12 protein-coding genes and 1 tRNA gene are annotated in these 14,378 nt (G+C 46.7%); 10 read left to right on the forward strand and 3 right to left on the reverse strand.

What is annotated here, in order from left to right; translation table 11 throughout:
• Positions 1–4 precede the first annotated feature (4 nt).
• From mreC to aspS, 10 genes are all read left to right on the forward strand, one after another.
• The gene (gene mreC / locus A3GG_RS0100500) at positions 5–859 is read left to right on the forward strand and encodes a rod shape-determining protein MreC (protein WP_026215500.1); all 855 of its coding nucleotides are present in this window, start codon (positions 5–7) and stop codon (positions 857–859) included.
• The gene (gene mreD / locus A3GG_RS0100505) at positions 852–1,376 is read left to right on the forward strand and encodes a rod shape-determining protein MreD (RefSeq protein ID WP_018357388.1); all 525 of its coding nucleotides are present in this window, start codon (positions 852–854) and stop codon (positions 1,374–1,376) included. The genes mreC and mreD overlap by 8 nt, the downstream gene beginning before the upstream one ends.
• Positions 1,373–3,220 carry a penicillin-binding transpeptidase domain-containing protein gene (locus A3GG_RS0100510; protein ID WP_018357389.1) on the forward strand — a complete coding sequence of 616 codons (1,848 nt, stop codon included), beginning with the start codon at positions 1,373–1,375 and terminating at the stop codon, positions 3,218–3,220. Before mreD ends, A3GG_RS0100510 begins: the two co-directional genes overlap by 4 nt.
• Entirely contained in the window at positions 3,220–4,686 is a 1,467-nt protein-coding gene (gene rodA / locus A3GG_RS0100515) for a rod shape-determining protein RodA (protein WP_018357390.1), read from the forward strand. Before A3GG_RS0100510 ends, rodA begins: the two co-directional genes overlap by 1 nt.
• Before the next feature lie 251 nt (positions 4,687–4,937).
• Positions 4,938–5,010, forward strand: a tRNA-Phe gene (locus tag A3GG_RS0100520).
• 261 nt (positions 5,011–5,271) lie between these two features.
• Positions 5,272–6,591, forward strand: a complete 1,320-nt coding sequence (gene bamG / locus A3GG_RS0100525) for a BamG family beta-barrel-assembly machinery protein (protein ID WP_240704054.1) — start codon at positions 5,272–5,274, stop codon at positions 6,589–6,591.
• A 102-nt stretch (positions 6,592–6,693) separates the two neighbouring features.
• Positions 6,694–8,070 (forward strand): tetratricopeptide repeat protein, encoded by a 1,377-nt coding sequence (locus A3GG_RS0100530; protein WP_018357392.1) that lies wholly within the window; start codon positions 6,694–6,696, stop codon positions 8,068–8,070.
• Between the two features lie 45 nt (positions 8,071–8,115).
• Positions 8,116–8,793, forward strand: a complete 678-nt coding sequence (locus A3GG_RS11485) for an LptA/OstA family protein (protein ID WP_156808623.1) — start codon at positions 8,116–8,118, stop codon at positions 8,791–8,793.
• Between the two features lie 9 nt (positions 8,794–8,802).
• Positions 8,803–10,056 carry a hemolysin family protein gene (locus A3GG_RS0100540; RefSeq protein WP_018357394.1) on the forward strand — a complete coding sequence of 418 codons (1,254 nt, stop codon included), beginning with the start codon at positions 8,803–8,805 and terminating at the stop codon, positions 10,054–10,056.
• Positions 10,057–10,061: 5 nt separating this feature from the next.
• Positions 10,062–11,822, forward strand: a complete 1,761-nt coding sequence (gene aspS, locus A3GG_RS0100545; protein ID WP_018357395.1) for an aspartate--tRNA ligase — start codon at positions 10,062–10,064, stop codon at positions 11,820–11,822.
• Between the two features lie 259 nt (positions 11,823–12,081).
• Here aspS and A3GG_RS0100550 read toward each other — a convergent pair whose 3' ends face one another.
• The 3 genes from A3GG_RS0100550 to pheS all read right to left on the reverse strand — a co-directional run bounded on the left by A3GG_RS0100550 (position 12,082) and on the right by pheS (position 14,378).
• Positions 12,082–12,585 carry a GNAT family N-acetyltransferase gene (locus tag A3GG_RS0100550; protein WP_018357396.1) on the reverse strand — a complete coding sequence of 168 codons (504 nt, stop codon included), beginning with the start codon at positions 12,583–12,585 and terminating at the stop codon, positions 12,082–12,084.
• 102 nt (positions 12,586–12,687) lie between these two features.
• On the reverse strand, positions 12,688–13,347 hold the full coding sequence (gene nth / locus A3GG_RS0100555) for an endonuclease III (protein ID WP_018357397.1): 660 nt from the start codon (positions 13,345–13,347) through the stop codon (positions 12,688–12,690).
• Positions 13,344–14,378, reverse strand: coding sequence for a phenylalanine--tRNA ligase subunit alpha (pheS, locus tag A3GG_RS0100560; RefSeq protein WP_018357398.1), 1,035 nt, complete (start codon positions 14,376–14,378; stop codon positions 13,344–13,346). The genes nth and pheS overlap by 4 nt, the downstream gene beginning before the upstream one ends.

The following is a 14,378-nucleotide window of genomic DNA, read 5'->3' on the forward strand; positions in this document are numbered from 1 at the left end:
CAGTATGAACCGATTGCTCGAATTCTTACGCTCAAATATCCACCTCATCATATTTGTCCTTCTAGAGGTGGGTGCCTTTGTGTGGCTATTTAGAGGAAGCACCTATCACGAGAGTGTATTCCTAAGTAGCGCCAATAGAGCTACTGGCGCCGTTATAGAGTATGCCAATAAGAGCAATGAATATATAGGGCTTAGGGACGCCAATATTGCCTTGATGGAGCGAGCAGCTCAGCTGGAGATGGAGAATCAGCAATTGAAGTACCAGCTAAAGCGTCTCGAAGTAGACTCTCTCGCATGGCAAAGGCTCTCCACAGATAGTATCATACGCCCTTTTCCATACCACTACGAAGTAGCGCAAGTAGTTGGCACAACCCTCTTCGGTGGTGACAACTATCTGACTATTGATATTGGATCAAAGGATGGGGTATACAACGACATGGGTGTACTCTCCAATCTAGGTGTGGTAGGTGTAGTCAAAACTACAGGGCAAAAGTACGCCAAGGTTATCCCTTTAGTAAATAGGAACTTCAACCTCAATTGCAAACCCTCACCTCAGAGTCAGTTCGTTGGCACCTTGGCTTGGGATGGCAAAGACCTTGAGCACTCACTACTCACCAACCTTCCCAAGCATGCCCCTTATAACAAAGGCGATAGTGTAGTGACCAGTGGTTACTCTTCAATATTTCCAGAAGGCTTGTTCGTAGGTACGGTTGAGGGTGAAGGGGACTCCCCCAACGACAACTTTAGAGCGCTTAGAATAAAGCTAGGAGCTCCATTCGCGACATTGAAGTATATCTATGTGGTACAAAACTTTGAGCGAGAAGAGCGCGAAGAGATAGAGCGCACGGAGAATGAATAAGTTTTACTTTCGGTTTATAGGACAGAGCGCTCTGCTACTATTCCTCCAGCTTGTAGTGATGAATAACATCCGCCTCTTTGGTCTATTCATCCCTATCATCTACTTGTACCCCCTGCTCTTCCTTCCTTATCAAACACCTCGATGGCTCTGTACAGTATTCGCTGCTATAGCTGGGCTACTCATGGATATGATGATGAATACCACTGGCATCAATATGGCGGCTGCCACACTAGTGGGGTTTATCAGGCAACCTCTCCTCTTCTCCCTCACTGAAGAGCAAGAGTTGTATGACCTCACAGCACCCCTTCGTCCATCCATTTACACCCTTAAGCTAGGCAAGTATGTCCTTTATATGCTTCTATTGGCTTTTATCCATGTCGCTAGCACCATGTTACTCGAAGCCTTTTCCGCCAAGCTTTTCCTCAGGATGCTCCCTCATATCCTCGGGTCTACCCTTATCACCTTAATTATATACGCCACCTTCGAGGCGCTTTCTAAGCGAAACCACTCAGCATGAACGGGCTTCAGAAAAATAAGTTCGCTCATCGTCAGTACGCCTTTGCCTTCGTCGTGGTACTGATAGTGGTAATCTATGCCATCCGTCTATTCAATGTACAGGTTCTTTCTCCCGAGTATCGAATAGCCGCAGAGGATATTGCTTTCTACCAAAAGACACTATATCCATCGCGCGGTATGATCTATGACCATGAGGGACAGCTCGTAGTATTCAATAACTCTACTGCAGATGTTCACATCATCTCCCGAGAGGTAAACCCCTTCGATACCCTAGAGTTTTGTAAGATACTTCATATCGCTCCCCAAGAATTAGCCAATCATTTTGATCAAGTACGCGACCGCAAAATCAACCGTGGCTATTCTCCCTACACTCCACAGTTACTCATCTCTCAAATTAGCGAAGAAGAGGCGGGGCTACTAGAGGAAAAGCTCTACAAGTTCCCAGGCTTTTATGTTGTGCACCGTACCATCCGAGACTATAACTATCCCTCCGCTGGTCTAGTCCTAGGTTATATGGGAGAAGTTAGTCCACGGGATATTGAGCGAGACCCCTATTACATCCCAGGAGAACAGATTGGCAAGAGCGGCTTGGAATATAGCTATGAGCGCTTTCTCCGAGGGGAGAAGGGTAAGGAAATCTACATCCGCGATGCCCATGGTAGGGTAAAAGGTCGACGAGACAATAGCGACCTGGAAGAGGAGCTCACATCAGGGCACGACCTCAAGCTAGCGATAGATATTGAGCTACAAATGTATGGGGAGCGACTCATGGCGGGTAAAAGAGGAGCGATCGTAATGATTGAACCTAAGTCAGGAGAGATACGTGCGCTCGTTTCTTCCCCCTACTACGACCCCAAGCTCCTTGTCGGACGTGACAGAGGAAAAAACTTCAAAGCGCTCGAGAGCAACCCCCAGATACCTCTATTCAATAGAGCTATCATGGGCACCTATCCCCCTGGATCCACCTTTAAGCTAGCTCAAGCAGCGGCTTTTATGCAAGAGGGTGCAGTGACTATCAATGATGCCTACCCCTGCCATCATGGTTATCCAGTGCTACGGAATAGACCTGCTTGCCACAGCCATCCAAGCCCGATATCTCTAATCCCCGCCATCGCAACGTCGTGCAACTCCTACTTCTGCTATGGACTACGTAACTTCTTGGACGATCGTAGTCGATATACCACCACAACACAAGCATTCGAAGCGTGGAAAGGCTATATGGTCAAGATGGGATTTGGCTACACCTTAGGGCTAGACCTTCCAGGAGAGAAACGAGGATTCATCCCCAATGCTGAACTGTATAATAAGATATACGGAGAAGGGAGGTGGGGCTCCTCCACTGTGATATCTATCTCTATCGGTCAAGGAGAAATCCTTGCCACCCCGCTCCAGATCGCTAATCTCGGTGCGCTTATTGCCAATAAAGGGTACTACTACACCCCGCACCTCGTGAGCGAAATTGTAGGTTTACCCTCAGACAGTCTCTATGTAGAGCGCCACGAAACTGGCATAGACCCCAACTACTTCGACTACATTGCCCAAGGGATGCGTGGAGCTGTCACTGGCGGAACATGCCGCAATGCCAACCTCCCCGACTTTGCCGTGTGTGGCAAGACAGGTACAGCCGAAAACGTACATGGCAAAGACCACTCTCTCTTCCTCGGATTTGCCCCACAGGAGGCACCTGAGATAGTCGTGTCGGTGATAGTAGAAAACGGCGGATTCGGTGCCACCTACGCCGTTCCTATTGGACGACTCATGATCGACTACTATCTCCACCACCATGAGATCAGTCCAAGCTCTAAAGTGTTCGAAACCTCCATGCTTAATAGTGTCATATACTGATGCCAAAGTATCAAGAACATACCAATAGCCCCAAGCTATTTCAAAGCATAGACTTCCCCATCCTCCTTCTCTACTTAGTGATGGTTGGAGCAGGATGGATTACTATCTATGCTGCAGGCTATGATCCCGACCTACTAGGTGAGTCACTTGTCATAGATGGACGCCCCAAGTCTCAGCTCCTGTGGATGGGCATTAGTTTTGTTGCGGCTCTCATGATACTCTTGGTGGAGCCACGGTTTATCCGCAATGCTTCAGCCCCTCTCTATGCTTTCACCATATTACTACTCATCGCTACCATATTCTTAGCGCCCAATATCAAAGGCTCCCACTCATGGCTTGTGATTACAGAAACCGTCCGCATACAGCCAGCAGAGTTTACCAAGGTAACAACTGCTATGATGCTTGCGCTGTGGTGTTCACGCTATGAGTATGACATTAAGAAGCCTCAAGAATTAATTGTCTCTCTCTCAATCTTCCTCCTCCCCATACTTATCATTATCCTTCAGAGCGAGACCGGTTCGGCTCTTGTCTTCATGGCATTCGTTTTGGTGCTCTATCGTGAAGGACTCACGAGTGCTGTACCTTTCTTTGGCATACTGCTGGTTACCCTATTTGTCGTTACCCTTCGATTCGAGTCAGTCCTATGGGGTATTACACCCGCAGGTCGCCTGCTCACCTACCTGATTATCTATATCGCCACAGTACTATCCATCAAGGGGTATAGCCAGTCTCATACTCGGCACCTGCTGCCTACACTAGCCATACTTCCTGGAGTTATGCTTATCGCAGCACTCATCAATATTTTCACGCCAGTCAATTATGCTTACCCAGCGCTCATTTCTCTTATAGCACTACTCACACTAACAGTAGTACAAGGCATCCAACGCAAAGGCAAATACCTCATACCTATTGCAATAGGTGCCATAATGAGCTTATCTCTTACCGCCGGTGTCGAATACTTCTTTGATGAAGTACTACAGCCTCACCAACAAACACGTATCCTCGTATCGCTAGGACTAAAAGACGACCCCTCAGGTGCAGGCTACAATGTTCGCCAGAGCTTAATAGCCATAGGCTCAGGTGGAACTACGGGCAAAGGATTTCTCCAAGGAACACAGACCAAGCTCTCCTTCGTCCCAGAGCAGGATACCGACTTTATCTTCTGTACCATAGGCGAGGAACAAGGCTTTATCGGAAGCATCGTATTATTGTCTCTTTTTTTGGTACTCATCCTAAGGATTATCTATATCTCAGAACGACAAGTATACACTTACGTTCGGATTTACGGCTACAGTGTTGCGAGCATTCTCCTTTTTCACCTTATCATCAATATCGGCATGGTTATCGGATTGGTACCAGTAATTGGTATCCCTCTTCCATTCTTTAGCTACGGAGGCTCCTCTCTCCTGAGCTTTACCATCCTTCTTTTCATACTTCTTCGTTTAGATAGTCGGAAAAACGACTAATGACACACATTAGTTAGCTAAGGTAATCAGATACCTGTAACCAATCAGTCAATTATAGGGAAAAGTTGGCTACAAAAGAAAAATATTTTTGCTTGTATATATTACTGATATATAGACCTATAAGGCAATACCTGATAATAATACCACAATACCGAGTAAAAATAGGGCGCTAAAAAATTTGGTAATTAAAAATATTGTGGTACCTTTGCGGAGCAAAACTGAAACAAGTAAGTGATGCAAACAAGAAAGTTGGTGCCATAGCTCAGTTGGTAGAGCAAAGGACTGAAAATCCTTGTGTCCCCGGTTCGATTCCTGGTGGCACCACTCCCTCCCCCCGAAGGCTCGTTGATCTTCAATACTTGAAGACACGAGCCTTCATTTTATCTAATCCTATGAGCTCTTACCACCTAGCCTATAAAACCTCTCATCTGTGTATTTCTCAATTCTTTTAGCATAGTATCGAATCCATTTAATAGATATTATCTTTTAGCGAAGTTGGATTCGTCCACGAATTAAGGCAGTATGAGTTTTTTCCTTATATTTGCAGGTGATTTCTATCAAGAATAATAGATAATGATAATACGTATGCATAAAAATAGGAGAAGACTACTGACACTGACTCTCTCGGTAGCAACACTACTGGTAGCAGGAAGTGGATTCCAAGCTGCAGCTCAGGGTGTAGAGTCTACACCACTCACCAGACTTGGGTACGGTAATCTATCTAACACCTCACCAGTCGCATGGAGAGGAATGGGTGGTGTAGGTATCGGTATGAGTAGCCCTAAAGTAATCAATCTACAAAACCCTGCAGCATACGGTGCTACAGACTCCCTCTCCTTCATTATGGATATAGGAGCATCGGCTATTTGGGGGCACTACACAGACCAGACAGGCTCCAAGAATGCGCTCCTAGGTGGACTAGACTACCTCGCCCTACAATTCCCGCTCTACAAAGATAGGATTGCGGTAAGCGCAGGTGTGGTACCATTCTCAAGCGTAGGTTATAGCCTTATCAGTGATGTCACCATTGATGGTAGGGAAAATGCCAACCTGATGCGCCAAACTTTTACAGGCAAAGGTTCTCTACAGTCATTTTACCTAGGATTAGGAGCCAGAGTAGCAGGAGGATTGTACCTCGGAGCCAATGTGAAGTACCACTTCGGCAGGCTCACGCATACGGTGCACCTACAACCAAGCGCTCAAGTGCTATCACAGGACTTTCAGAGCTATAGTATCCGCCTTGATAACTGGGGTATGGACTTAGGGGCACAATATAAGTTCAATCTCCCCACCAAGCAAAAAGACCAGGTAACAATAGGTATCACCTACTCTCCTCAGATCAAGCTCACCCCGGAGCTTACCTCTTTCGTCAATCGTAACTACGGCTCCACAAATAAGCCCGATATTTCTAGCGACACACTCAGGTTCGCATCAGCTATGCCACATAAGATTGGCTTTGGTGTAGCGTGGGACATTCCTGAGAAGATGACACTAGCAGCAGATTTCGAGGCTCAGCTATGGGGCTCCAAGGGCATTGCTAACCCATTTGCTGGGGATGGTGTTGCGCTAAAGAATAGCTATAGAGGAGCTCTAGGTGTAGAGTTCACCCCAGACAACTACTCACGCAGGTACTATCAGAGGATGTACTACCGTGCTGGTATCAACTACCGCAATTCATACCTCGATATTCCAAGTGTGGGACAGTTACACACTGTCGGAGCTTCCTTTGGTATCGGTATGCCAGTCAATCTATTTACTAGCGATAGAAGTTCGCTCGTCAATCTCACCCTAGAGTACAATAGAGGTTTTTCCACAATACAGAAGAACTTCTCTCAGGATATGCTGAAGCTATCTATTAGCCTCAACTTTAATGAAACGTGGTTCAGAAAACTAAAAATCTATTAAGAGACTAAACCGACTGCTACGAGTGTAATCACAGAGATATAAAGCTAACAATTAGTGGTCGGCTTATAGAACAGGAATATATAATTATAAAGGAATAAGACAATGAAGAAAGGACTTTTACTACTATCGGCTCTAATGTTGAGCCTGTTCTCACTAGTTAAGGTGAGTGCACAGACAGGAGTAGCATCTGGAACTCCCTTTGGTCACGGCAACGACAGTATTCAGTGCCGTAGAAACATTACTTTCTACAAGACCTATCACCAGAGCCAAAACTTTAAGGACGCATACGACTTCTGGAAGAAGGTATATGACAATTGCCCTGCAGCAAGCAAGGACACCTATATCATAGGTAAGGAACTACTTAATTGGAAGGTAGAGCAGGCTAAGACCCCTGAAGAGAAGGTCAAGTTTGTAGACCTTCTTATGGAGATGTACGATACCCGTATCAAGTACTTCGGTGATGATGAGAATGCGGGTAAAGACTTTATCCTAGGCGATAAAGTATCTGACTACATGCGTCACATGGGCAATGAGTCTGACTACAACAAAATCTATAGCTGGCTAGAGCCAGTAGTTAAGGAGCTAGGTGTAAATACCGACCCTCTAGCACTATCACTATTTGATTACGCTTCTATGGCAAGGATGATTATGGATCCTAGTCTCAAGCAGCAGTATATCAATGAGCACCTCATGGTAGATGGTTACTATGACCAAAAGATTAAGGAGCTTCAAGCAGCAGGCAACGAGAAGGCTGTAGCAGCCTACCAGGGATACAAGGAAGGTAGCCAAGCTATGTTTGCACAGAGTGGCGCCGCTAGCTGTGATGTAATGGAGAAGGTATATGGTCCACTAGTAGAGTCAAAGAAGAGCGACAAGGAGTGGCTATCAAAGACCGTAGCACTTCTACAGTCTGTTGGCTGTATCGAGAGCAACGTATACTTTACTATGTCTGAGCACCTTTTCAACCTTGAGCCTACTGCAGATGCTGCTACAGGTATTGCGAATAAGGCATACAAGGAAGGCAATTATAGCCGTGCTCGCGAGTACTACGAGAAGGCTATTGACCTGAGCACCGACAACAATAAGAAGGGAGAAATCTACTACATGCTAGCAGTAATGAGCCAGAAGCAGGGTAGCTTCGGCACTGCACGCAACTACGCTAACCAGGCTATGAGCCTCAAAAGCAACTTCGGTGCGCCAATGCTTCTTATTGCCAGTATGTACGCTTCATCTGCAAAGAGCATCTACCCTGATGACCCTATCAAGCAGAGAATTGTGTACTGCCTAGCAGTAGATAAGGCACAACGTGCTAAGGCTATTGATAGCAGCGTAGCTGGTCAGGCCAATCAATTGATCAATAGCTTCAGCCAGTACTACCCAGCAAAGGAGGATGTATTTATGCACCCAGATCTTTCAGAGGGAGCATCCTTCACCGTAGGTGGATGGATTGGAGAAGCTACTACTATCCGGACTAAGTAAGTTAGATTAACTAATTACTCTTTCCCCCTATGCGGGGTGAAGGATATGAGTGATAAATCGTCACGACATATAATAAGTAAGATGCTAGCACAGCCCACTTTGTGGGTCTGTGCTGGCATCTTTTTGTATATCACAGCTGCACTATCGGCTTGTGGTGGTAAAAAGAGCGACACCATTCTCGCAGATGTTGACTCCCTTTCCTACTCCTCGATTACTCGTGATGTCTCCTCTCTAATATCCGATAGCGGCATCACCAAGTATAAACTCGAGGCGCCCATCTGGTATACTTACGATAATCCAGAACCCTATTGGTATTTCCCAGAAGGGATGTACGTAGAGCAGTTCGACACCCTATTTACGACACAAGCCTCTATCAAAGCCGATACAGCCTATTATTACCAGGCAAAGAAGCTCTGGCAATTGGTCGGCAACGTAGAAGTACTCAATAGAGAAGGAGGTCGCTTCTTTGGCAATTCTCTCTATTGGGACGAACAACTACAGGAAGTATATTCGCACGAACACACCCTTATCATACCGAAGCCAGGACAGCTTATAGAGAGCAAGTACGGCTTCCGTAGCAATCAATCTATGACCCGATACGAGCTCTATTCGTCATTCGGTCATGTGGATGTCGAAGACCACCCAATGGCACCAGCCGACTCCACCTCAACGGCATCTGGGACAGCGCCCGACACTCTTAGCTTAGCCCCAGCTGCCATTTAATAATACCCTATGATATACCTCGGAATACTCATCTGTATCCTGCTCTCTGGCTTCTTTAGTATGTCGGAGATTAGCTTCGTATCTGCCGACCGCCTGCAAGTGGAGCTCGATAAAAATAGAGGCAATGCACTCTCTCGCATCGCAACACACTTCTATAAGAACGGTGGTCGCTTCATCACCACTGCCCTCGTCGGGAATAATATCGTGAATGTGGTCTATGGACTACTCGTAGCCATGTTACTAGAGAATCCGCTGAAGGCTTTCCTACATAGCGACTTCCTTGTGGTCTTGATACAAACCATTATCTCTACCGCACTAGTCATCGTATTCTCAGAGTATATACCAAAGGCCATAGGTCAGATGAAACCCAATATAACTGTTCGCATCATCACTTTTCCCTTCTTCATCATCTACATCTTACTATTTCCGATTACTCTTCTGGTATCTTGGATAAGTAAACTAATTTTTAAGCTCTTTGGCGTAAAGAACGAAGACGACACAGTACAACCTCTCTCCAAGATAGACCTAGACTACTTTATTGAGAGTAATGTAACACAAGACAGCAAGTCGGAAGAGGCTAGAATACTACAAAATGCACTCGAGTTTGCCGACATTAAAGTACGCGACTGCTTGGTGCCACGTAATGAGATAGTTGCAGTAGACTACGATATTCCGCGTGAAGAACTGACAGAACTATTCGACCGCACAGGCTTCTCCAAACTCCCAGTATACAAAGAAGACATAGATGATATTATCGGTTATATCCACAGTATCGAAATGTTTCGCCTAGGTAGCGAGGACGACTGGAAAGGTCGCATCCTACCTACTATATTTATCCCTGAGTCTCTTCCTGCCGAGAACGCACTAAAACAACTCATGCAAAAGAAACGGAGTGTAGCCATCGTAGTAGATGAGCTAGGAGGTACAGCTGGGATGCTCACCCTTGAGGACATCGTGGAGGAAATCTTTGGAGACATTGAAGATGAGCACGACACCAAGCGTATTGCTATGCGCAAAGTAGGTGATAACGAATACATCATATCGGGACGCGCCGAGGTCGACACCCTCAATGAAGAGTTTGATCTCGAGATTCCTGAAGACGAAGAATATCAGACCCTAGCCGGATTTATCCTACACCATAGTCAGGAGATACCCCATGCAGGAGAAGAATTCAATATCCCACCCTTCTTCCAAGTACAAGTAATGAGGGCTACGGGCAATAAGATAACACTAGTAAGACTAAGGAAAATTGAACATATATAGAGAGTATGTATAGGACAACTACTTGTGGCGCACTCCGTGCGTCCAACATTGGAGAAGAGGTAACCCTAGCAGGATGGGTACAGCGCAATCGAAAGATGGGAGGCATGAGCTTTATCGACCTCCGTGACCGCTATGGCATCACTCAGCTAGTATTCACAGAGGAGCACGATGCAGAGCTAGCAGAGAAAGCTGCGCACCTAGGTCGTGAATATGTCATTCAAGTAACGGGTAAGGTAGCTGAGCGCTCAGCGAAAAACGATAAGATTGCTACAGGAGAAATCGAAGTAATCGTGGAGCGCTTGGAGGTACTCAATTGCTCTCAGACCCCTCCATTTACTATTGAAGACCAATCAGACGGAGGCGATGAACTACGTATGAAGTACCGCTATCTTGATCTCCGTCGCTCCGTTGTCCGTCGCAACCTCGAACTGCGTCACAAGATGGGTATCGAGATTCGCCAATATCTCGATGGGCTCAATTTCTTGGAGGTGGAGACACCCGTCCTTATTAAGTCGACCCCTGAGGGTGCACGCGACTTCGTGGTACCTAGCCGCATGAATCCAGGCGAGTTTTATGCTCTACCACAGTCACCACAGACCTTCAAACAGCTACTCATGGTAGCAGGATTCGACCGCTACTTCCAGATTGTGAAGTGTTTCCGTGACGAAGACCTTCGTGCCGATCGCCAGCCGGAGTTTACCCAGATCGATTGTGAGATGTCCTTCGTAGAGCAGGAGGATATCCTCAATACCTTTGAAGGTCTATCAAAACACCTATTCAAGACCATTCTAGGCATTGATCAAACCGAGTCTTATCCACGTATCTCTTGGCACGACGCTATGAAGTATTACGGTAGCGATAAGCCAGATACCCGCTTCGGGATGCGTTTTGTAGAGCTTATGGATACCCTTCAGGGGCACGGTTTCTCTGTATTCGATGACGCCAAGTATATCGGCGGAATCTGCGTCAAAGGTGCAGCGGTTTACACCCGCAAACAACTAGACCAACTTACAGAGTTTGTGAAGAAACCACAGGTGGGCGCCAAGGGTATGGTCTATGCTCGAGTAGAGGAGAGTGGCAATGTGAAGAGTAGTGTAGATAAGTTCTATACCCAAGAGACCCTTCAGCAACTGGCCAAAGTCATGGAAGCTCAGGCAGGTGACCTTATCCTCATCCTCAGTGGCGATGATACCATGAAGACCCGCAAACAACTCGGCACTCTACGTCTTCACGTAGCCGAAGAGCAAGGGCTGATGGATCCAAGCAACTTCTCATGCCTATGGGTAGTAGACTTCCCACTTCTAGAGTGGGACGAAGAGACACAGCGCTACTACGCTATGCACCACCCATTCACTGCGCCCAAGCCTGAGGATATCGATCTACTCGAGACCAACCCAGGAGCAGTACGCGCCAATGCCTATGACATGGTCATCAATGGCGTAGAAGTAGGAGGTGGTTCTATCCGTATCCACGATAGCAAGCTACAGAAAAAGATGTTCGAGGTACTTGGATTTACCGAAGAGAAGGCAGAAGAGCAGTTTGGCTTCCTCATGAATGCCTTCAAGTTCGGCGCACCACCTCATGGAGGTATCGCTTATGGTTTCGACCGCTGGGTATCCCTCTTTGCACAGCTCAATAGCATTCGAGATACCATCGCATTCCCTAAGAATAACTCTGGTCGTGATGTAATGATCGATGCCCCTTCTCAGCTCGATCCTGATCAGCTCGATGAGCTATTCCTCAAGACCATTGCACCAGAAGCATAAGCGGTTCAATTAAAAGCCGTTATCGCTACAACAATGTCTGGCTAGCGCTCTTATTCAATAGAATTAGCCAAAGTATACAAATTTATCTCTAGGAATAAATTTATTTATCTGTACAAATAAATATTTTTATTCCTAGAGATAATTTTATTTATTCCTAGGAATAAATTTCTCCCCTAGCGCTATCCACAACAGGCACTCGCCTAATTATTATTATGGGATATGAATATTTCCACACACACAGATAATATGATGAATACTATTAATCCACACCATACACTGATGTATGTATTGCCTTTACGATGGCTTCGGTCGGCTCCATCCCATTCGTCATTAGGCGAAGAGGCAATGGCGCATCCCCTACTCTATAAGGAGGCTGCAGGTAGGGCATATCCCAGAGCTTAAAGCCCAACCGCTCATAGAAGCCTATCCGACGGCATGCCATCTCCTCCTCCGGAAGCTCTACCTCGAAGATAATCTGCCGCTTTCCTAATAGGAAAGACTTCATCACTTCGGCGCCCACCCCATGTCCTCGGCAAGAAGAGTCAATCGCAAAGTGCTCTCCATAATACCACTCGCCCAACTCCCAATAGGTAAGTAATCCTACGACTATCCCTTCATCCTCAATCCCCAAGAGGTGATACCTCGGTTCATCCGAAAGCAATCTAGATATTTCCTCCACCTCTCGACGCTCTTCCCGAGGGAATGCTTCGAGATAAAAACGCTCTACAGGCGCCATAGTCTTCAATTCTCTAAGTACAATCATGTAACAAATCTACCAAATTTCCTCTTCTTCTTTTCGCTACTAAAAAAAGGGACTGCCACCTCTGCGACAGTCCCTATATCTATACAATATTCTTCTAGCAACCTACTTCTCAGGCAGAATAATACCTTTCTTGGCGTAATACCTACAGAAGGGAGCTAGCCCGCAGTTAGCACACTTAGGGCTACGTGCTAGGCAAGTGTACCGACCATGTAAGATGAGCCAATGATGCGATATTGCTCTCTGTGCCTCGGGGATATGCTTCACGAGTTGCTCCTCCACCTTAAGTGGTGTATTGGCGGTCTGTGGGGCTAGCCCTAAACGGCGAGCGACACGGTAGACATGTGTATCCACAGCTATACGGGGTTGATCGTAGAGTACGCTAAGGACTACGTTGGCAGTCTTACGTCCTACCCCAGGTAGCTTCACAAGCTCCTTAGGGTCTTGGGGAATCACTCCACCAAACTCCTCTGAGAGCATACGCGACAATCCTTCGAGATGCTTAGCTTTGCTATTGGGGTAAGAGCAGCTGCGCACATACTCAAATAGCTCCTCAGCCGTAGCATGTGACATAGCTTCGGCAGTAGGGTATGCTTCAAAAAGAGCCGGAGTAATCATGTTCACCCTCTTATCGGTGCACTGAGCAGAGAGTACTACCGCTACCAAAAGTTGGAAGGGGCTTTGGTAGTCTAGTTCGGTCTCCGCTACTGGCACATGCTCCGCAAACCAGTCGAGAACAGCCTGATATCGCTCAGCAAGTTTCATCGTGCGCCCTCGAACTGCTCTAGGAAGCGGAGGTCATTTTCGGAGAAGAGCCGAAGGTCACTCACGCTATACTTCAGGTTGGCAATACGCTCTACACCCATACCTAGGGCATAGCCAGCGTACTTGGTACTATCGATACCACAAGCCTCAAGCACAGCGCTATCCACCATACCACAACCAAGGATTTCCACCCAGCCAGTGTGCTTACAAAGGTTACACCCTGCACCGCCACAGATGTTACAAGAAATATCCATCTCGGCACTAGGCTCAGTAAATGGGAAGTAACTAGGACGTAGGCGAATCTTGGTATGCTCACCGAACATCTCCCTAGAGAAGTGCATCAATACCTGACGGAGGTCTGCGAAGCTCACCTTCTCTTTTTCTGCAATATAGAGGGCTTCTACCTGATGGAAGAAGCAGTGTGCACGTGCCGATACCGCCTCATTGCGGTATACACGTCCTGGGCAGATGATACGGATAGGGGGCTGCGTACTAGTCATCACTCTAGTCTGTACCGATGACGTATGTGTACGGAGCAGTACCTCGGGATGGTGGGATACGAAGAATGTGTCCTGCATATCGCGTGCGGGGTGATCCTCTGCGAAATTAAGGCTCTCAAATACATGCCAATCATCCTCTATCTCTGGTCCCTCAGCTACATTGAAGCCTAGACGACTAAAGATATCGATAATCTCCTCCCTCACGAGGCTAAGCGGATGACGTGTGCCTAGAGGCAGTGGATACGCTGTACGCGATAGGTCTAGCCCTTGAAGCTCCTCTGAGTGCCTTTCTGCAGCTAGGTTTTGCTTAAACTCCTCTATCCTATTAGTAACATCCGTCTTTAGCTCATTGATGAGCATACCTACCTCACGCTTCTCCTCGGCTGGCACATTCTTGAAGTCTGCCATCAGCTGATTGAGGAGCCCCTTTTTACTTAGGTACTTTAGTCTCAAAGCCTCTAGCTCCTCTTCATTATGGGGAGCGACTAGAGCTTTAACCTCTTGGGAGAGTAATTGAATCTTCTCTTTCAT

It is taken from the genome of Porphyromonas levii DSM 23370 (assembly GCF_000379925.1).
Classification (GTDB): Bacteria; Bacteroidota; Bacteroidia; order Bacteroidales; family Porphyromonadaceae; genus Porphyromonas_A; species Porphyromonas_A levii.